Source organism: Phaeobacter sp. QD34_24, assembly GCF_028890115.1.
Taxonomy (GTDB): domain Bacteria; phylum Pseudomonadota; class Alphaproteobacteria; order Rhodobacterales; family Rhodobacteraceae; genus Phycobacter.
In genome coordinates this window covers 220,005-239,462 of record NZ_JARCJD010000002.1, presented here as the reverse complement: position 1 = coordinate 239,462, position 19,458 = coordinate 220,005, and the positions used below count along the sequence as shown (strand labels likewise).

General features: G+C 63.0%; 14 protein-coding genes and 1 tRNA gene. 7 read left to right on the top strand and 8 right to left on the bottom strand.

Annotated elements, in window-relative coordinates; genetic code table 11:
* Positions 1-3,825: DUF7933 domain-containing protein (locus PXK07_RS02835; RefSeq protein ID WP_274846673.1), on the top strand; the 3,825-nt coding region annotated here is incomplete at its 5' end.
* A gap of 98 nt (positions 3,826-3,923) precedes the next feature.
* Here PXK07_RS02835 and PXK07_RS02830 read toward each other — a convergent pair.
* The 3 genes from PXK07_RS02830 to PXK07_RS02820 all read right to left on the bottom strand — a co-directional run bounded on the left by PXK07_RS02830 (position 3,924) and on the right by PXK07_RS02820 (position 5,144).
* A tRNA-Val gene (locus tag PXK07_RS02830) sits at positions 3,924-3,999 on the bottom strand.
* 74 nt (positions 4,000-4,073) lie between these two features.
* Positions 4,074-4,649 carry a histidine phosphatase family protein gene (locus tag PXK07_RS02825; RefSeq protein ID WP_274846672.1) on the bottom strand — a complete coding sequence of 192 codons (576 nt, stop codon included), beginning with the start codon at positions 4,647-4,649 and terminating at the stop codon, positions 4,074-4,076.
* A 24-nt stretch (positions 4,650-4,673) separates the two neighbouring features.
* Complete coding sequence (locus PXK07_RS02820) at positions 4,674-5,144, bottom strand: Lrp/AsnC family transcriptional regulator (protein ID WP_274846671.1); 471 nt, start codon at positions 5,142-5,144, stop codon at positions 4,674-4,676.
* Between the two features lie 129 nt (positions 5,145-5,273).
* Here PXK07_RS02820 and putA point away from each other — a divergent pair, with 129 nt between their 5' ends.
* Positions 5,274-8,699 (top strand): bifunctional proline dehydrogenase/L-glutamate gamma-semialdehyde dehydrogenase PutA, encoded by a 3,426-nt coding sequence (gene putA, locus PXK07_RS02815; protein ID WP_274846670.1) that lies wholly within the window; start codon positions 5,274-5,276, stop codon positions 8,697-8,699.
* A gap of 61 nt (positions 8,700-8,760) precedes the next feature.
* Positions 8,761-9,543 carry a rhomboid family intramembrane serine protease gene (locus tag PXK07_RS02810; protein ID WP_274846669.1) on the top strand — a complete coding sequence of 261 codons (783 nt, stop codon included), beginning with the start codon at positions 8,761-8,763 and terminating at the stop codon, positions 9,541-9,543.
* 104 nt (positions 9,544-9,647) lie between these two features.
* On the opposite strand, the gene PXK07_RS02805 is transcribed toward PXK07_RS02810, so the two are convergent.
* Positions 9,648-10,433 (bottom strand): inositol monophosphatase family protein, encoded by a 786-nt coding sequence (locus PXK07_RS02805; RefSeq protein WP_274846668.1) that lies wholly within the window; start codon positions 10,431-10,433, stop codon positions 9,648-9,650.
* A gap of 220 nt (positions 10,434-10,653) precedes the next feature.
* Between PXK07_RS02805 and PXK07_RS02800 the strand changes: the two genes are divergently transcribed.
* Positions 10,654-11,694 (top strand): NADP-dependent oxidoreductase, encoded by a 1,041-nt coding sequence (locus PXK07_RS02800; protein ID WP_274846667.1) that lies wholly within the window; start codon positions 10,654-10,656, stop codon positions 11,692-11,694.
* A gap of 63 nt (positions 11,695-11,757) precedes the next feature.
* On the opposite strand, the gene PXK07_RS02795 is transcribed toward PXK07_RS02800, so the two are convergent.
* Positions 11,758-12,663 carry a LysR family transcriptional regulator gene (locus PXK07_RS02795; RefSeq protein ID WP_274846666.1) on the bottom strand — a complete coding sequence of 302 codons (906 nt, stop codon included), beginning with the start codon at positions 12,661-12,663 and terminating at the stop codon, positions 11,758-11,760.
* A 95-nt stretch (positions 12,664-12,758) separates the two neighbouring features.
* Here PXK07_RS02795 and metF point away from each other — a divergent pair, with 95 nt between their 5' ends.
* Positions 12,759-13,628 (top strand): methylenetetrahydrofolate reductase [NAD(P)H], encoded by an 870-nt coding sequence (metF, locus tag PXK07_RS02790; protein ID WP_274846665.1) that lies wholly within the window; start codon positions 12,759-12,761, stop codon positions 13,626-13,628.
* 98 nt (positions 13,629-13,726) lie between these two features.
* Positions 13,727-14,218, top strand: a complete 492-nt coding sequence (locus tag PXK07_RS02785) for a PaaI family thioesterase (RefSeq protein ID WP_274846664.1) — start codon at positions 13,727-13,729, stop codon at positions 14,216-14,218.
* A gap of 18 nt (positions 14,219-14,236) precedes the next feature.
* Here the strand turns inward: PXK07_RS02785 and PXK07_RS02780 are convergent, their stop codons facing one another.
* The 3 genes from PXK07_RS02780 to PXK07_RS02770 are packed head-to-tail and all read right to left on the bottom strand — an operon-like array spanning position 14,237 to position 18,795.
* The gene (locus PXK07_RS02780) at positions 14,237-15,319 is read right to left on the bottom strand and encodes a DUF2235 domain-containing protein (RefSeq protein ID WP_274846663.1); all 1,083 of its coding nucleotides are present in this window, start codon (positions 15,317-15,319) and stop codon (positions 14,237-14,239) included.
* Positions 15,297-17,594 (bottom strand): xanthine dehydrogenase family protein molybdopterin-binding subunit, encoded by a 2,298-nt coding sequence (locus PXK07_RS02775; protein ID WP_274846662.1) that lies wholly within the window; start codon positions 17,592-17,594, stop codon positions 15,297-15,299. The genes PXK07_RS02780 and PXK07_RS02775 overlap by 23 nt, the downstream gene beginning before the upstream one ends.
* Before the next feature lie 43 nt (positions 17,595-17,637).
* Positions 17,638-18,795, bottom strand: a complete 1,158-nt coding sequence (locus PXK07_RS02770) for a type III PLP-dependent enzyme (protein ID WP_274846661.1) — start codon at positions 18,793-18,795, stop codon at positions 17,638-17,640.
* Positions 18,796-18,928: 133 nt separating this feature from the next.
* Between PXK07_RS02770 and PXK07_RS02765 the strand changes: the two genes are divergently transcribed.
* Entirely contained in the window at positions 18,929-19,372 is a 444-nt protein-coding gene (locus PXK07_RS02765) for an Lrp/AsnC family transcriptional regulator (RefSeq protein WP_274846660.1), read from the top strand.
* Positions 19,373-19,458: the final 86 nt, after the last annotated feature.

Genomic DNA, 19,458 nt, shown 5'->3' with positions numbered 1-19,458 from the left:
ACCATCAATGCCGAGGCCGAGATCGAGAACCTCACCTCTTCCACCACAAATACCGTCGCGGATGGCGGCACCGACAGCATCGCGGGCGCCATCGCCAGCGGCACCGCAACCACCGTCACCTATACCGTCGCAAACAGCGGCACCGGGCCGCTCACCCTCTCGGCCCTGACCCAGGGCGCCACCACCAACGCAAGCTTCGGCGCAACCGCCATCACCACCGGAACCGTCGCCGCGGGCGGCTCAGAGGCCGGCGCCATCAGCATCACCTTCACCCCCGCCTCCGCCACCAATGGCGACAGTTTCTCCCTCGCCTTCAGCTTCACCACCAATGATGCCCAGGACGGCAGTGACGAGACCACCTATAACGTCACCCTCACCGGCACCATCAATGCCGAGGCCGAGATCGACGACCTCACCTCTTCCACCACAAATACCGTCGCGGATGGCGGCACCGACGATCAGGGCAACAAGCTGGCCGGGGTGATGGAAACGCTCACCTATACGGTCACCAACTCTGGGGCGGCGGCTTTGACGCTGGAGACGGCGACTGCTTCGAACCTGGTCAATGTGATGGTCGATGCGATCTCGGCGCCTGGGGACAGCAGCGTGGCGGCCAATGGCGGCACCACGGTGTTTGAGGTGCAGTATACGCCGGCGGGTGCCGGGGCGTTTTCATTCGACGTGAGTTTCGTCAATGGCGACAGTGACGAAAGCCCGTTCAGTTTCACGATCGGCGGCAGTGCCGCTGCGGCGCCCACGTTCACCCAGAGCTTTGCGCCCGACACCATCCGCGCCGATGGCACCGCGACCGTCACGTTCACGATCGACAATACCGCAAATGGGCAAGCGGCCTCGGGGCTGGCGTTTTCCAACGGGTTGCCCACGGGGCTGACGGTGGCCACCCCCGCCAATGCGGACACAAGCTGCACCGGCGGTACGCTGACGGCCGCAAGCGAGACAGGTACGATCAGCTATTCCGCGGGCGCTGTCGATGCGGGGGCAAGCTGCACGGTGTCGGTCGATGTGAGCGCGGCGGACGACGGCACGTACAGCAACACGACCGGAGATCTGAGCTCCGACCTTGGGAATTCGGGCAGTTCCGCCGCGACCCTGACCGTGGCCTCGCCGGAGATCGACCTGCAACGCCCGGCATCGACCTCCATCGCCAACGGCGGAAACGATGACCAGGGGAGCCTCAACGCGGGCGAACAGCAAAGCCTGACCTACACGATTGCAAACCAGGGCAACGCGACGCTGACCATATCAGGCACGCCCAGCAGCAGCGCGCTCAACAATGTCAGCGTCGATGCCATCTCGGCGCCGGATGCTGCGGCGATTGCCGCCAATGGGACAACCACCTTCACGGTGCTCTACACGCCGACGTTGGATGGCGCCTTTTCCTTCGACCTGACCGTTGCCACCGATGACGCCGACGAAGGCAGCTATACGATCACGGTGAGCGGCACCGCCCTCGGTACGGCCGAGTTCAGCTTTGGCTCCTCGGAGAACGGGCCGCTTGAGGATGGAGGAACGGATCGGATTTCCGGCATTGCCGTTGCAGGCGACGACTATGTGATCACCTATATCATTTCCAATCCCGGAACCGGCGAGCTGACCATCAACACGCCGACGATTTCGCGGAATATCTCGAACCAGAATAATGTGGCAATCAACAGTATCACGCTCTCCTCCACTACCGTGGCCAGCACAGGCGGAACAAGCACATTGGAGATCAGCTATTCTGCGCTGCAAAGCGGCCGTTTCAGTTTTGACCTGATGATCTCCTACGCGCAGCCGGGAAGGCGGGTTACCAGCAAGCGGCAAAACGGAAACGCGGAGGCATCCACGGAGGAAGAGTTCAGCATCACAATTGCCGGCCGGGCCAGCGGCACGCCTGAGATTGACATCTCATCCTCTGAAAGCGGCCCGCTTGAAGATGGGGATACGGATACGGTTTCCTCGTCGATCACATCCGGAACCGAGGCGACGATCACCTATACCATCACCAATTCCGGAACGGACACGCTGAAGATCAAGGGCGCACGGCTGCGGCGGGCCATCAGCGGGGCGGAGAATGTCACCGTGAACAGGATTACCTTGGACACGAAGTCCGTGGCGGCATTGGGCGGGACCGCGACACTGACCCTGTCCTATACGGCCACGGCCGGGGGCGCCTTCGGCTTTGACCTGAGCCTTGGCAACACTGATGCGGATGAAAATCCCTTTGACGTCAATGTGCGCGGCACCGCCCAGGGGGTCGCAAGCAGCCTGCAGCTGATATCCGGCTCTGACCAGAGCGCCGAGATCAATCAGCCCTTTGGTGAACCGCTTGTCGTCACCGCGACAGAGGCGAATGGCGCTGGTGTTGCCGGTGTGGCCGTCACCTTCACGGCGCCTGCCAGTGGCGCATCGCTGATCTTTGCTGCCACGGGCACCAATACCGAAACCGTCATCACAGGCACGGATGGGACGGCCACAAGCTCGGACCTGACGGCAAACGGCATCGCCTCGACCTACCAGGGCACCCCCACTCTGGCGCCCTATCCGGTGACCGCCAGCGCCCGCCGCCTGAGAAGCGTTTCCTTTACGATGACCAATGCCAGGAACGACACAGCAGACATCCGCCGCACCCAGGAGGTCATCGCCGCCTTTGTGACCAACCGGGCGAATACGATCGTGTCAAACCAGCCCGATCTGCTGTCGCGGCTGGCCGGTGGCGCCCAATCCCGGCAGCGCGCCGGAAACGGGTTGAGTTTTAGCGCAACGCCAAATGGCCATTCCGGCAGCTTCAGCTTCAGCTATCGCGCCTTTGCCGAACAGACCGCGCAACGAAACGACGGAACCAAATGGCGCTCCTCCCTCAGCTCCGCTGCCGACCAATCAGCGGTAGGGAACACACAGGCAGACACCCCGACCGAGGACGGGGGTGTTCGCCGCATGGCCTTCCTGCCCCGACAGGGACGTGGTGTGCAGGAGGTCGGCAACGCGCAGGTCGACCGCGCCGCAACCGAGGACAGCCGTGCTGCCCTTGCTGTCGGCCAGGCGGCACAGACCGGCTGGGATTTCTGGGCCCAAGGCACCTATGCGGTCAACGACAACCTCAACGCCCAGAGTAAATCCGGGCTGTTCTTTGCAGGCGTGGATTTCCGCAGATCCGACCGCGCGGTGTTTGGCATCATGGGACAGCTGGATATCACCGACGAAGAGAACCGCACCGCCAATACCTCGGCCAAGGGTGTTGGCTGGATGGTCGGCCCCTATGCGGTCATTCGCCTGGACCGAAATCTCTATCTGGATGCATCCGCCACCTATGGGCGATCCAAGAACAAGGTGAATGCGCTGGGTCTGTTCGAAGACGATTTCGACACCCGGCGCTATCTTGTGCAGGCCGGTCTGACCGGCGATTTCAAGGTCAACGCGACCCTGACCGTCAGCCCCTTTGCCCGCTTCACCTATTTCAACGAGAAACAGAAAAGCTATACCGACTCGCTCGGCCGCAGGATTCCCGCGCAGGAGTTCGACCTGGGACGGCTGGAGTTCGGTCCAAAACTGTCCTGGGAGATCAACCGCGGCACCCACATGCAATTCTCTCCCTATGTGTCGTTCTCCGGGATCTATGATTTCAACAAGCTTCTGGACAGCACGCCGACAGACGCCACGCTGGCCTCTGCGGAGTCGGATTTCAGAGGACGGCTGGAGGCCGGTGCGACATGGTTTCTGCCGAACCGCGGTGTCAAGATTGTGATAGACGGGTTCTATGACGGCATCGGCGCCACGGGGTTTGACTCCTACGGAGCCTCGGTGAACATCCGGATCCCCTTTTAGGCCTGCAGCCATATCCGGCGGGCAGAAGCTACCTGCCAAAGGCAAGGGACATGAAAGGCAATGCGACCCGACAGTGATCTATGGTCAAGCGGAGGGAATGGTGGGTGATGAGAGACTCGAACTCCCGACATCTTCGGTGTAAACGAAGCGCTCTACCAACTGAGCTAATCACCCGCTGGGCTGGGATTTAGAGAAATCCCAAAGCCTGTGCAAGAGGTGCATCACGTTTTTTCTGCAACAAATGCAGATCAGCGCAGAACCGTTTCCACGCCCCGCTCCAGGACATAAACGCAGCCCTGTCCATTCTCCAGCTGCGCCAGTGCGGGCCGGTCCAGCTCGCAGACAATGCCGCGCATCACCTGGCCAAGCAATCCATGGGCCACAACAACCGATGGCCCGCTCAGCGTTTCCAGAAAGGCCAGGGTGCGCGCATAAAACGGGCCATAGCCCTCACCGCCCGGTGCTTCGCAGAACATATCCATCGGGGTCGAGTTACGTTCGAAATACCCCGGATCCGCCTCTTTCAGATCCGCAAGCCTGTGACCCTGGAAATCACCAGCATGCACTTCGGCCAGCCGTGCATCCGTTTCAAAACGCCGTCCTGCCAAAGCGATCTTTGCCGTCTGCTGCGCCCGCCCCAGGGGCGAGACAAAACAAGGCGGGTTCTCGGCCGCAAGGATCGGCGCCATAATCTCGGCCTGACGCCGGGCATGGCCAATCCCGCGTTCGCTGAGGCGGCTTTCCAGCTGCCCCTGCACGCGTCGCTCGGCGTTCCACTCGGTCTCTCCGTGGCGCAGCAGCCAGATCTTCGGGTAATCGCTCATCTGAAATTTCCTTATTATTATTGGTTATAGCTGTGCAAGGGCGCCGTCTTCCTTCACCGCCTGCATCGCCACATAGGTGGAGGTCGAGGCCACATGCGGCAGGGATGAAATCCGCTCTCCCAGCACCTCGCGGTAGGCGGACATGGAGCGGGTACGCACCTTCAACAGATAGTCGAAATGCGACGCCATCATATGCACCTGTTCGATTTCGGGCACCTTTACCACGGCCGCATTGAAACGCGACAGGGCCGCCTCGCGGGTGTCGTCCAGCTTCACCTCGACAAAAGCCACGTGATCCAGCCCAAGGCGGATCGGATCCACCAGCGCGCGATAGCCGGTGATCACCCCTTCGGCCTCCAGCCGTTTCAGGCGCGTCTGGGTCGGTGATTTCGAAAGACCGATACGGCGCGCCAGGTCCGCAACCGAAATCCGGCCATCCTCTGCCAGCACGCTCAGAATCGCCCGGTCGTATCGATCAAGATCGGAAAAGTTCATTTGCACAGTCTTTACACCAAATATCGGGTCATTTGCACAACATTGCCCTCATGATCGGTCGATTAACCTCATCATTCAAGTGTATTCTAATCATTAGACCCGGCACCTTGCCATGTTGGAGATTTCTGCATGCCCCAAACACCTGACACCCCGTTCCAAAAGCTACGTGATCGCATCGATGCCGGGACCTATGTGGACCAAACCGCCATGCGCGACCAATTGGTTGCAACAGCCGCCCTGACCACCAGCGCGCGGCAGGCGATCTGTGCGAATGCTGCGGCATTGGTAAAGGACATTCGCGGCCACTCGGCACCGGGGTTGATGGAGGTCTTCCTGGCCGAATACGGGCTCTCCACCGATGAAGGCATTGCCCTGATGTGCCTCGCCGAAGCGCTGTTGCGGGTGCCGGATGCCGACACCATCGATGCGCTGATCGAGGACAAGATCGCCCCCTCGGACTGGGGCAAGCATCTGGGTCATTCCTCTTCACCTCTGGTCAATGCCTCGACCTGGGCCTTGATGTTGACCGGCAAGGTGCTGGACGAAGACAAGCCCAGTCCGGTGCGGGCGCTGCGCGGCGCGATCAAGCGCCTGGGCGAGCCGGTCATCCGCACCGCCGTGGGCCGCGCGATGAAGGAGATGGGCCGCCAGTTCGTGCTGGGCGAAAGCATCGAAAGCGCGATGAAACGCGCCGCGGGCATGGAGGCGAAGGGCTATACCTATTCCTACGACATGCTGGGCGAAGCCGCGCGGACCGAGGCGGATGCCTCCCGCTATCACCTGTCATACTCCAAGGCGATTTCCGCCATTGCCTCGGCGTGCACCAGCGATGACATTCGCAAGAACCCCGGCATTTCGGTGAAACTATCGGCCCTGCATCCACGCTATGAGCTGGCCCAGGAGGCGCGCGTGATGGAGCAGCTGGTGCCACGCCTGAAGGCGCTGGCGCTCTTGGCCAAGGCCGCCGGCATGGGGCTGAACGTGGATGCGGAAGAGGCCGACCGGCTGTCGCTGTCGCTGGAGGTGATCGAGGCTGTGGTCTCGGACCCTTCGCTGGCGGGCTGGGACGGTTTCGGCGTGGTCGTGCAGGCCTATGGGCCGCGCACGGGCCTTGCCATCGATGCGCTCTATGAAATGGCAGAGCGGTACAACCGCCGCTTCATGGTGCGCCTGGTCAAGGGCGCCTATTGGGACACCGAGATCAAGCGCGCCCAGGTCGAGGGCGTCGATGGTTTCCCGGTCTATACCAGCAAGGCGCTGACCGATGTGTCCTACATCGCCAACGCTCGCAAACTATTGGGCATGACCGATCGGATCTATCCGCAGTTTGCCACCCACAACGCACATACCGTCAGCGCCATTCTGCACATGGCTGAAGACAAGAGCCTGTTCGAATTCCAGCGCCTGCACGGCATGGGGGAGACCCTGCACCAGATGGTCAAGGAGCAGAATGGCACCAACTGCCGGATCTACGCCCCGGTCGGCGCCCATCGCGATCTACTGGCCTACCTGGTGCGGCGCCTGCTGGAAAACGGCGCCAACTCCTCTTTCGTGAACCAGATCGTGGATGAAAACGTGCCGCCCGAAGTGGTGGCCGCAGATCCCTTTGATGCCGTGGCAGACATCAGCCGCAGCATCCCCACCGGACCGGAGCTGTTTGCGCCAGAGCGCGCGAACTCGAAAGGGTTTGATCTGGGCCATGCCCCGACACTGGCCGCAATCGAACAGGCCCGCGCGCCCTGGCGCAGCCACAACTGGCGTGCCGCTCCGCTGCTGGCAGGCGACACCGCGCCAGAACCCGCCGAGGATGTGATAAACCCCTCAGATCTGACCACCGTGGGCCAGCTTGCCCCGGCCAGCGACGCCGATGTGGAAACCGCCTTGACTGCAGCCCACCCCTGGGACGCCTCAGCCGAAACCCGCGCTGCAGCCCTGAACAAGGCCGCCGACCTCTACGAGGAACACTATGGTGAGCTGTTTGCGTTGCTGGCGCGCGAAGCCGGGAAATCTATTCCCGATGCCGTGGCAGAGCTGCGCGAGGCGGTGGATTTCCTGCGCTACTACGCCGCCCGCATCCCCGATGCGGCGCCCGCTGGCCTGTTCACCTGCATCTCCCCCTGGAATTTCCCCCTGGCGATCTTCACCGGGCAGATCTCGGCGGCTCTGGCCAGCGGCAATGCGGTGCTGGCCAAACCGGCCGAGCAAACCCCACTCATTGCCCATCGCGCGGTCGAACTGCTGCACGCGGCAGGCGTTCCGCAGAGCGCCCTGCAGCTGCTGCCCGGACCGGGCAGCCGGGTGGGAGCGGCGCTCACTTCGGATCCGCGTGTCTCGGGCGTGGCCTTCACCGGCTCTACCGAGACCGCCCTGCGCATTCGCCGCGCCATGGCTGACACCCTGCGCCCCGGGGCGCCGCTGATCGCGGAAACCGGCGGGTTGAACGCGATGATCGTGGATTCGACCGCCCTGCCGGAGCAGGCCGTGCAATCGATCATCGAAAGCGCCTTTCAGTCTGCCGGTCAGCGCTGCAGCGCCCTGCGTTGCCTCTACGTGCAGGAGGACATCGCCGAGGATCTGCTGAAGATGCTGAAAGGCGCCATGGATGTGCTGACCCTCGGCGATCCCTGGCATCTGGACGTGGACAGCGGCCCGGTGATCGACGCCGAAGCGCGCGCGGGCATCCTGGCCCATATAGATCAGGCCCGTACCGAGGGACGCGTGCTGAAGGAGATGCAGACACCCCAGGGCGGTACCTTCGTGGCCCCCACCCTGATCGAAGTGTCCGGCATCGGCGCCCTGGAGCGCGAAATCTTCGGCCCCGTCCTGCATGTGGCGCGGTTCAAGTCACAGGATCTGGATCAGGTGATCGACGATATCAACGCCACCGGCTACGGGCTGACCTTTGGCCTGCACACCCGGATCGACGACCGGGTGCAGCATGTCTGCGACCGGATCCACGCCGGCAATATCTACGTCAACCGCAACCAGATCGGCGCCATCGTCGGCAGCCAACCCTTTGGTGGTGAAGGCCTGTCAGGCACCGGCCCCAAGGCGGGCGGGCCAAACTACATGGCGCGCTTCTGCGCCCCCGATCGCCAGAGCAGCACCGAGACCTGGCAGGCCTCGATGACCGAACTGCCTCCGGCAAGCGGCACGGCGGCACCGGCGGCAACAACCTCCCTGCCCGGCCCCACCGGCGAATCCAACCGGCTGACCACATCGGCCCGCCCGCCACTGTTGTGCCTTGGGCCGGGGGCCGAAGCGGCTGCAGCCCAGGCCCAGGCGGTCCATGCGCTTGGCGGGACTGCCATTGAGGCAAGCGGCTTGTTCGACCTGCACCGTTTGCAGTTCATCGAGGGCATTGCCGGTGTCCTGTGGTGGGGCGACGAGGATACTGCCCGCCGGATCGAGCAGACCCTTGCCAAACGGCAGGGGCCGATCATTCCGCTGATCCCCGGTAAGCCGGACCCTGCGCGTGTTCATGGCGAACGCCACGTCTGCGTCGACACCACGGCGGCGGGCGGCAATGCGGCCCTGCTGGGCGGTGCGGCCTGAAGCGGCAGCCTTACCCGATAACCCCTTGACGCTGGGCTGAAACCGGCCCAGCGTTCGCCCCATGTTTCCGCTGCGCGATCACAATCCATCGGGGCGCACGCCCTATGTCGTCTACCTGCTGATGGCTGCGAATGTGGCGGTGTTTCTCTATGCCATCACGACCTATACCAGCGACAGATCGATGGCCGGGTTCTTCTATAGCTACGGCATCATCCCGCGCGAGGTTTCCTACGGGGGCGGCTTTGGAACCCTGTTCACCTCCATGTTCCTGCATGCGGGCTTCATGCATCTCGCGGGCAATATGCTGTTCCTGTGGATCTTTGGCGACAATCTGGAAGACGAGATGGGCCACCTGCCATTCCTGGGGTTCTATCTTCTCTCTGGAATCGGTGCAGGAGTGTTGCATGTGATGGCGGCGCCCATGTCCATGGTGCCCACGGTGGGGGCCTCCGGCGCGATTGCCGGGGTGATGGGAGGATACCTTCTGATGTTCCCCAAGGCGCGGATCGATATCCTGCTGATCCTGATCATCTATTTCAGGGTCTTCTCGATCCCCGCCTTCATCATGCTGGGGCTGTGGTTCGTGATCCAGTTTGTCGGCGGGCTTGGCTCGGACCCGGATACGGGCGGTGTCGCCTATTGGGCGCATGCCGGTGGCTTTGTCGTCGGCATGGTGCTGTGCCTGCCCCTATGGCTGAAACGGGGCGGCCCTGCCTATTGGGGCCGCACCCACGGGCAGCCACCGCATGCGGAAACCCAGTACAGCTATAGCGCCACCCGCGTTCCGCGCATTCCGCGCCGGGTGGATGCAGGCAGGCGCAACCCTGGCCCCTGGGGCAAGTAATCCTATCCACAGCCCTGCCTTCCAGCCCTGTGGACGCACAGAAAAAACGCGCCCAGCCGAGGGGGCTGAACGCGTTCCTTCATGTGGGTAACTCTGCTTGGGCGTCAGCCCCGGATCACCTTGGCGAAGTTCTCGTAGATCGCCTCATTGGCGCAAACGACCTCGCCGCTCTCCAGGATACCTTGCTCGGGATCGATCGCCTCGATCAACCCGCCGGCCTCTTTCACGATGATGATGCCGGCCGCCAGATCCCAAGGGTTGAGACGCCGCTCCCAAAAGCCGTCGTAGCGACCCGCAGCGACATAGGCCATGTCCAGCGCCGCCGCGCCCCAGCGGCGCACACCAGCACAGGCAGGCATCAAGCGCGCCAGGTCCTGCAGGGTCGCAGGCAGGTCGGAGCGTCCGCCAAAGGGCAGACCAGTTGCAAAGATCGATTCGATCATCCGATGGCGCCCCGACACACGGATCCGGGTGTCATTCATCCAGGCACCGGTGCCCTTTTCGGCAAAGAACATCTCGTCCTTTGCAGCGTCATAGATCACGCCGGCGACAACCTGGCCCTTGTGCTCCAGCGCGATGGAGATCGCCCAATGCGGCAAGCCGTGCAGGAAGTTGGTGGTGCCATCGAGCGGATCGACGATCCAGCGGCGTGTCGGATCCTCGCCGGGGGTCTCTCCACCTTCCTCGGCCAGCCAGCCGTAGGTGGGGCGCGCGCCCATCAGTTCGTCCTTCAGGATCTTCTCGGCGGCGATATCCGCCTTGGAGACAAAATCCCCCGCACCCTTCATCGAGACCTGCAGATTCTCGACCTCGCGAAAGTCTTTCACAAGGGAGCGGCCTGCCTTGCGGGCGGCCTTGATCATCACGTTGAGGTTCGCGCTGCCAATCATGTCTGCAGACTCCTGTATCGGTCGGGGGAGATGCCGGTCAAACCGTGCCTATACGCGCCCTATCCCCCGTTGCCAAGAGTGAATGCCCGGCGCAACAAGGGATCCTCACCGCACATGTTCCGTCGGGTTATTCCCGCAATGGGTTGCATTGCGCAAAAGTGAACCACAGAGTTCAGGTCAATGAACGCCTTGGATGCGAACAACAGGGAGGAGAAACCCAATGACAGAACAGATGCAGCGTATCGTGCTGGCCAGTCGCCCGGATGGTGAGCCAACAGACGACAACTTCCGCCTGGAAACCGTCGACATGCCCACGCCGGGCGAAGGCGAAGTCCTTGTGAAATCGCACTATATGTCGCTGGACCCCTATATGCGCGGGCGTATGGATGATGCAAAATCCTATGCCGCACCGGTGCCGATCGGTGGCACCATGGAGGCCGGCGCCGTGGGTGAGGTGATCGCCTCGAACAGCCCCCATTTCCAGCCCGGCGATTTTGCCTTTGGCATGCTGGGCTGGGCCAGCCACGGCTGCCTGCCCGCAAAGGAGCTGCGCAAACTCGACCCCGCGCAGGGGCCGATCACCGCTGCGCTTGGCGTTCTCGGCATGCCCGGGTTTACCGGATGGCATGGCTTGACCGCCTATGGACGCCCGCAGGCGGGCGAAACCCTGGTGGTGGCCGCCGCGACCGGCCCGGTGGGGTCCATGGTCGGGCAGCTTGCGAAACTGGCTGGCCTGCGGGTCGTCGGCATCGCGGGCGGTGCGGACAAGTGCAAGCTTGCGACCGAGACCTTCGGATTTGACGAATGCCTCGATCACCGCGCCTATGCGGATGCGAAATCCCTGCGCAAGGATCTGGCCGCAGCCTGCCCCAAGGGGATCGACATCTATTTCGAAAACGTCGGCGGCAAGGTGCTGGAAGCGGTGCTGCCGCTGATGAATTCCCACGGCCGCATCCCGATCTGCGGCATGATCGCCTGGTACAACGCCGGCGGCCTTGGTGCCGGGGCCTCGGATGCGGCGCTGACCGGTCCCAATATCTGGCGCAACATCCTGGTCAAGTTCCTGTCGGTCAACGGCTTCATCATCTCCAACCACTTCGACCGCTACCCGGAGTTTCTGAAGGAAGTCGCCCCCAAGGTCGCATCGGGCGAAATCCGCTTCCTTGAGGATATCGCGAGCGGTCTTGAGAATGCGCCGGATGCCTTCCGTTCGATGCTGAAGGGCGGCAATACCGGCAAGCAGATCGTCAAGCTGATCTGAGGCAGCCAGAGCCGAAGATGACAGCGCCCGCCGTCCCATGACGGCGGGCGTCTTCCATTGTGATCACTGCTGTTGCAGCTTGCGCGCCTCGATCTTGGCCAGGCGGATCAGCTCCCGCATATAGGGTTTCTCCCGGTCCTCGCTGCGCACCGCCGCATAGAGCCTGCGGGTGATCCCCTTCTTCGTGAGCGGGCGGGTGACGTAATCCGAGGAATACTTGACCTCGCGCACCACCCAGTCCGGCAGCACCGAAACGCCACGGTTCGAGGCCACCAGCAAGAGGATCACCGCCGTCAGTTCCACCTGGCGGATCGCGGCAGGCTCCACCCCGGCCGGCATCAGAAGCTGGCTGAACACATCCAGACGGGATTTTTCCACCGGATAGGTGATCAGGGTCTGATCGCGGAAATCCTCGGCCTCCACAAAGGGTTTCGCCGCCAGCGGGCTTTGCGAGGACGCCACGAAAACAGGTTTGTAATCAAAAAGCTCGATGAACTCGACGCCCGGAATCGTGTCGGGGTCGGAGGAGACCACCAGATCCACCTCTTCCTTTTGCAGCGCGGGCAGCGCGTCAAAGGCCAGACCGGGCCGAATGTCCACATCCACATCGGGCCAGCTTTTGCGGAAGGCTTCGAGTACCGGGAACAGCCATTCGAAACAGGCGTGGCATTCAATCGCGATATGCATCCGTCCGGCGTGGCCTTCACGCAGATTGGCAAACTCGGCCTGGGCCGCCTCCACCTGCGGCAAGACCTGCTCGGCCAGGCGCAACAGCCTTAGCCCCGCAGGCGACAGCTTCATCGGCTTGGAGCGGCGCAGGAACAGCTCCACCCCGGCCTGTTCCTCCAACCCCTTGATCTGATGGCTGAGGGCGCTTTGAGTGATGTTCAATTGATCGGCGGCGCGCGCCAGACCACCGGCCTCATGAATGGCCTTGATGGTACGCAGATGACGGAACTCCAGATGCATCTTGTCGCATTGCTCATGTTGTTCTTGAGAATTATGAGTTTGTTTCACAATTCCACCTGTGCGACAAGAGCTCAACTCAGTCGGAGATCCCCAAAATGAAGACCCCTGACATCTCTTTTGAATTCTTCCCGCCCCAATCGCTGGAGGCGTCGTTCCGCCTGTGGGACACCGTGCAGACCCTGGCCCCCCTGGACCCGCGCTTTGTCTCGGTGACCTATGGCGCCGGTGGCACCACCCGGGACCTGACCCGCGATGCGGTGGCAACATTGCACAAATCCTCCGGCCTCAATGTGGCCGCGCATCTGACCTGCGTGCAGGCGACCAAGGCGGAAACCCTTGAAATCGCAGACCGTTTTGCCGAAGCCGGCGTCAATGAAATCGTTGCCCTGCGCGGTGATCCGCCAAAGGGCGAAGGCCAGTTCACGCCCCACCCCGAAGGATTTGCCAATTCGGTCGAACTGATCGAAGCCCTGGCGGAGACCGGCAAATTCACCATCCGTGTCGGCGCCTATCCCGATCAGCACCCCGAAGCCGCTACCGCCCAGGCCGATGTGGACTGGCTCAAACGCAAGCTGGATGCGGGCGCGGATGAGGCGCTGACCCAGTTCTTCTTTGAGGCGGAGACCTTCTTCCGCTTCCGCGATGCCTGCGAGAAGGCCGGAATCGATGGTTCGAAACTGACACCGGGCATCCTGCCGATCGAAAACTGGAAAGGCGCGCGCAACTTTGCCCGCCGTTGCGGCACCAAGATCCCGGCCTGGGTCGAGGAGGCCTTTGAAAAGGCGCTGCGCGATGACCGCGCCGATCTGCTGGCCACCGCGATGTGCAGCGAGCTGTGCACCGAGCTGCTGGAAGGCGGCGTCGACAAGCTGCATTTCTACACGCTGAACCGCCCCGAGCTGACCCGCGATGTCTGCTTTGCCCTTGGCATCACGCCCAAGGTCTCGTTCGAGAACGTGGCGTAAGTCTTGCTGCCCCTCTGATGCGCCCCTAGGCTCATTCCAAAATGGAACTCTGTTTGCCCGGCCCTGTCGCCGGGCAATTCAATTGGATGAGGCGTATCATGTTCACCGCAAAATCCCCGGCTGATCTTTTGCCGCTGGCGGAAATCACCCAGCTTTCCGGCCTTGAGTTCATGCAAGGCATCCTCGATGGCAAGCTGCCCGGCCCGCCCATTGGCGCAGAGCTTGGCTATCGCCTGCATGAGGTTGCGGATGGGCGCGTGGTGTTTCGCGGCACGCCTGAGTTTGCCATGACCAATCCGATGGGCACCGTGCATGGCGGCTGGTACGGAACCCTTTTGGACAGCGCCATGGCCTGCGCGGTGATGACCCGGGTCCCCAAGGGCTCTGCCTATACGACGCTGGAATACAAGATCAACATCCTGCGCTCGATCCCCCTTGGCATGACGGTGGATTGCACCGGGGAAATCGATCACGTGGGCCGCTCAACCGGTGTTGCCCATGGGGAAATCCGCGGCGTCGAGGATGGCAAGCTCTATGCCACCGGATCGACCACCTGCATCGTGATGAAGCTGCCACCGGCCAAAGGCTAGGCGGCAGCCCCCTGTGCTTCAGCGCGCCGTGCGCCAGGGCCAGAACAGGCGCCACGGAGACCGTTTTTCCTTGATCACATAGCCCTTGGCACTGCTGTGCAGCCGCTCGCTTGGATCTTCACCGATACGGCGGCGGCTGCGCAGGACAAAGATCTTGCCCCAACCGCGCCAGGTTCCGACCGAAGGCGCGTTTGGATCCACCGGGAAGCGCATCCGCCAGTCCTGCGGCAGGGGAAGGCCGCAATCCTCGGCCTTTTCCAGCATCCAGACGAGCGAGAGATTGGCGAGGGGGCGTGCCTCCTCGGCACCGCCCAGCTGCCCGCCCACATCACCATGGGCGCCGCGGAACCACATCTGCTCGACGCGGCCGTTGAAATCGTCCTGGCAGGACCACAGCACCGGCGCGAAGACATCCCGCGTCTCGTCCAGGGCCAGGGCGTGGTAGCCATTCTTCACGTGGGGGCCAAGCTTGTCGTTGTGGAACCCATGCGGATCCTTGGCCCAGCGCCACAGGATCGGCAGGCGGAAGCCCAGCGCCTTCACCGTATCCCAAACACCGATCATCTCGATCTGGGCTTCGCTGTGGCAATAGGCATCGTGAAAGGCGCGGGCCACGTCCGGGTCCTGACCTTCCTGATAATGCCGGTAAGCGGTGCGGATATTGCGCTCGGTCGCATGGTCGGGGCGCAACAGCCCCACCTCGCCGATCACCCCGGCGAGTGATCGCACCGCATAGGCGCCCCGGCTGTAGCCGAACAGGTAGATGCTGTCACCGGGACGGTAGCGCGAGGCGAGATAGCCATAAGCCCGGCGGATCTGCCGGTTGATGCCCTTGCCTACGATCACGTCCCGCGCGCTGGACCAGCCGTTCCACTGCACGCCGCATTCGTAGAACACCGACACCTCGGGCCCCATCTCACGGCACATCTGGTAGGTCTGCCCGGCGTGGGATTCCTCGCCGGGGCGCAGGGATGTCATGGTGCCATCCAGGATGATGACATGGGCCTGCGGCCCGCGCATCGCGGTCTCGCCGGAATGTTCCGAGCGCAAGGGGCGCCCGAGCCATCCAAGCAGACGTTTACTCAGCCGCGACAGTTTCATCCCTTAGCACTTCCCATAGTTTCAGCGGCGTGAACGGCATGTCCATCTGGCGCACGCCGCGCGCCCAGACCGCATCCTGCACCGCGTTGGCGACCGCCGCCATGGCGCCCACCGTTCCGGCCTCGCCACAGCCCTTCATCCCCATCGGGTTCTGGGTGGAGGGCACGGCTTCGGTCGCAAATCCCATCATGGGCACATCAGAGGCCCTTGGCATGGCATAGTCCATGAACGATGCCGTGAGCAGCTGACCTTCGCTGTCATAGACCACCCGTTCCAGCATGGCCTGCCCCAGCCCCTGGGCGACACCGCCATGCACCTGTCCTTCGGCCAGGGCCGGGTTGATCAGATTGCCGAAATCATCGACGACCGTATAGCGATCCACCTCGGCCGCGCCGGTTTCGGGATCGATCACCACCTCGCAGATATGAGCCCCGTTCGGGAACGAGCGCCCCGGAAGCGTGGCCCGCGCAGAATGACGCAGCAAATCGGTGCGACCTTGCGCGCGGGCCATCTCTGCGGCCTCCACGAAGGTCGGCGTCAGGTTCGATCCCGGTGCACGGAAGGTTTCACCGTCAAAATCCACAGCGTCTTCGTCAACGCCCAGCTCCTCTGCCAGAAAGGGGGTAAAGGCTTCGATCATCTTGTCCACGGTCGCCAGCGTCGCGGTGGCCTGGGTGGTGACCGAGCGTGAGCCGCCGGTACCGCCGCCGCGCGCGATCAGGTCGCTGTCGCCCTGGATAACGGAAATCTGCTCTGCCGGGATGCCGGTCTGATCGGCAAGGAACTGAGCATAAACGGTTTCATGCCCCTGTCCGTTGCTTTGCGTACCGACATAGATGTTCACCCGGCCGTCCTCCAGAAACTCCACTTCCGCGCCTTCCGAAGGATCACCCAAAATGCTTTCGATATAGTAACACAGTCCCACGCCGCGCAGCAGACCCTTGCCTGCATCCGCCGCCTTGCGCGCGGCAAACCCAGCCAGATCGGCCTCCTCGGCGGCGCGGTCCAGCACCCGGTTGAAGTCGCCCACATCGTAGGTTTCGCCCACGATTGTCGGATAGGGGAAGGCGGCAGGGGCGATGAAGTTGCGGCGGCGCAGCTCCAGGGGATCCACGCCCAGCTCGCGCGCGGCGCGGTCCATCACACGCTCCAGCACGTAGATCGCCTCGGGGCGGCCTGCGCCGCGATAGGCATCGACTTGCGTCGTGTTGGTATAGATCCCCTCTGCGCTAAGCCAGGCTGTCTTGATGTCATAGACGCCGGTCAGAACCCTGCTGAACAGCGTGGTCTGGATGATCTGGCCAAAGGGCGCGTTATAGGCGCCAAGGTTGCAGCGCGTATGCACCCGGTAGCCGGTGATCTTCAAATCTTCGTCAAAGGCCAGTTCCGCCAGCGAGGTCAGATCGCGTCCGCCATTGTCCGACAGCATGGATTCGGAGCGGTCCCCCATCCACAGGACGGGCCGCCCCAGCACACGCGCGGCATGGGCCACCGCGTAATATTCCGGGTAGGGCTGCGATTTCATGCCAAAACCGCCTCCCACATCCGGGGTCACCACATGCACCTGTTCCTCGTCGAGGCGCAGTTTCTTGGCGAGGTTGCCCTTCACACCCCAGACGCCCTGCCCGCCAAAGGTGAAATGCAGACGGTCCTCGCGCCATTCGGCAAAACAGCCGCGCGGCTCCATCGAGTTGACGATGACGCGATTGTCTTCGACCTGCAGCGATACGGTATGCGCCGCCTTGGAGAATGCTTCTTCGGTGGCCGCCTCATCCCCCATACCCCAGTCGAAGGCGCGGTTGTCGGGCACATCGGGGTGCAAAGGTTCGCCGCCCGGCACAATGTCCAGCTTGACCGGCAGATCGTCGATTTCCAACTCGATCAGCTCGCCCGCATCGCGCGCCTGATCCAGCGTCTCCGCCACGACAACGGCCACCGGCTCGCCCACGTGGCGCACCCGGTCATGGGCCAACATCGGGCGATGCGGTGCCGCGGCGCTGCTGCCATCGCGGTTCTTGATCAGGATGCCATCGATGCCCGTGTCATATCCGGCATCCACGTAGTCCTGATAGGTCACGACCATCTGCACGCCCTCGGCCGCGCGGGCGTCATCGACATCGAGCGCGGTGATCACCCCATGGGCCACCGGGCTGCGCAACACCCAGGTCTTGAGCGCATCCTTCGGCGCGGCGTCTTCGATATAGCTCCCATGTCCGGTCAGAAACCGGACATCCTCGGTGCGTTTGACTGGCTGGCTTTTTCCGAATTTCTGCATGCTCGTCCCCTCCGCGCGCGTGGTGCTTGCTTTGGGGCCGACATTAGCCTTCGCGGCCCGCTTGTCCAGAGAGGGCGATCACGGTCGCCACGTCAGAGAGCCCATATCCATTGAACTGGGTGCTCATGGCCGAAGAATACGCACCAAGCCCGGGAAAGAGCACATAGTCGCCGATCATGCTGTCTTCCGGCAGCGGCAGGCCATCCGGCAAGCGATCCAGACTGTCGCAGGTGGGGCCGAAGACGATGCGGGGTTTTCGCGCAGCTCTCCTGTGTCGGCCTTCGGCGCTGACGACCTCGACCCGCCCCGGCAGGCCCATGTCGCGGATATCGACCAGCCCGCCATAGATCCCGTCGTTGAGGTAGACCACCTCACCCCCCTTGCGCAGCCCCTTGATGCGGGCGGCAAGGGTGAAGGCCTCTGACACCATGGCACGGCCCGGCTCGCAGATCAGCTGCGGCGCCTCGGCACCAAAAGCCTCGGTCACGGCGGCGCCGATTGCGGCAAAGACACTCTCCAGATCCGGCGCATTGCCGTTGCGGTTGGCGGCGAAGCCACCGCCCACGTTCAGCCGCGCCACCTTGACGCCCGCTGCATCGACGATCCGGCGCGCCGCGTGGATATATTCGACCCAGGCCGCGGCATCTTCGCATTGCGTGCCGGGATGGAAACACAAGGCGGGCGTCCAGCCCATCGCGGCGACCTCTTTTAGCAACGCCACGGCCTCTTCCGGTGCGGCGCCGAACTTGCTGCCAAAATCATAGGCCGCACCCGCGACAGGCAGAGCAAACCGCACGGCGATCTCGCAGCTCCGCGGCACCTCGCGCAGTTTCTCCAGCTCGCTGGCGTCATCCACCGACCAGCTGGCCACACCATGGGCAATCCCGGCGGCGATTTCTGCTTCCGAGCGTACCGGGTTGTTGTAATGCATCACCGCATCGGTGCTGGCGGCCCGTACCGCCTCCATTTCCGCAGGCGAGGCCACATCAAAACCCGAAACGCCCGCCGCAACCAGATTGGACAACACCGCCGGATGCGGGTTGGCCTTGACCGCATAGGTCACCAGCCCCGGAAAGCCGCGCAGAAACCGCTCCGCCGTCTGATGCAATACCTGCGGCGCAAAATAGAGGATCGGGTGATCCGGGGTGCGGCGCGCAAGGTGGGTTTCAGGATCAAGCCAGAGCGGAGGGATATGCTGCATCGAAAACGGGACCTCGGTTGGACAGTCAGGGCGAATTTGCCGGTTTTCGTTCAATATCCCGCAGTTCCACGTCGATTCCCGCCGTCACATTGCCTATAGTGACGGAAAATATCGGCAGATAGGCAGATACTTCATGCAGATCGACGAAACAGACCGGCAGCTTCTGTCGCTGTTGCGGGACAATGCCAGGCGATCCGTGGCCGAGCTCGCCCGGAGCATGGGGCTTGCCCGCACCACGGTACAGACGCGGATCGAACGGCTGGAGACCCTTGGCGTGATCTCGGGCTATACGCTGAAACTGTCGCCTGCCGCGCGTCCGCCGCTGCAGGCCACGGTGCTGATCTCGATCGAACCGCGGAGCGGCCCCGACGTGCTGGCGCGGTTGCGCAGCCTGCCCGGCGTCGAGGTCGTTCACACCACGTCCGGGCGCTTCGACCTCTTGGCGCAGGTGGTGGCCCAAAGCACGGATGAACTGGACGAGACCATCGACCGCATCGGCGAGGCGCGCGGTGTGCGCTCCTCCGAAAGCCTGATCCATCTGGCCACCAAACTGGACCGCAGCGGGATGCGGGGATAGGCGCTAAACCTGAGTGATATGTGCCTGAAAACTAGTGCGCCCGGCCAACTTTGCGGTGACCCGCATCAAAGTCTGGCCGGGCGGCT

Bases quoted from the DNA above. Each gene is read 5' to 3' on its own strand.
- putA (WP_274846670.1), top strand. From the start codon at position 5,274: ATGCCCCAAACACCTGACACCCCGTTCCAAAAGCTACGTGATCGCATC.
- PXK07_RS02775 (WP_274846662.1), bottom strand. From the start codon at position 17,594: ATGCAGAAATTCGGAAAAAGCCAGCCAGTCAAACGCACCGAGGATGTC.
- PXK07_RS02795 (WP_274846666.1), bottom strand. From the start codon at position 12,663: ATGCATCTGGAGTTCCGTCATCTGCGTACCATCAAGGCCATTCATGAG.
- PXK07_RS02810 (WP_274846669.1), top strand. From the start codon at position 8,761: ATGTTTCCGCTGCGCGATCACAATCCATCGGGGCGCACGCCCTATGTC.
- PXK07_RS02770 (WP_274846661.1), bottom strand. From the start codon at position 18,795: ATGCAGCATATCCCTCCGCTCTGGCTTGATCCTGAAACCCACCTTGCG.
- PXK07_RS02820 (WP_274846671.1), bottom strand. From the start codon at position 5,144: ATGAACTTTTCCGATCTTGATCGATACGACCGGGCGATTCTGAGCGTG.
- PXK07_RS02765 (WP_274846660.1), top strand. From the start codon at position 18,929: ATGCAGATCGACGAAACAGACCGGCAGCTTCTGTCGCTGTTGCGGGAC.
- metF (WP_274846665.1), top strand. From the start codon at position 12,759: ATGAAGACCCCTGACATCTCTTTTGAATTCTTCCCGCCCCAATCGCTG.
- PXK07_RS02780 (WP_274846663.1), bottom strand. From the start codon at position 15,319: ATGAAACTGTCGCGGCTGAGTAAACGTCTGCTTGGATGGCTCGGGCGC.
- PXK07_RS02825 (WP_274846672.1), bottom strand. From the start codon at position 4,649: ATGAGCGATTACCCGAAGATCTGGCTGCTGCGCCACGGAGAGACCGAG.
- PXK07_RS02805 (WP_274846668.1), bottom strand. From the start codon at position 10,433: ATGATTGGCAGCGCGAACCTCAACGTGATGATCAAGGCCGCCCGCAAG.
- PXK07_RS02785 (WP_274846664.1), top strand. From the start codon at position 13,727: ATGTTCACCGCAAAATCCCCGGCTGATCTTTTGCCGCTGGCGGAAATC.
- PXK07_RS02800 (WP_274846667.1), top strand. From the start codon at position 10,654: ATGACAGAACAGATGCAGCGTATCGTGCTGGCCAGTCGCCCGGATGGT.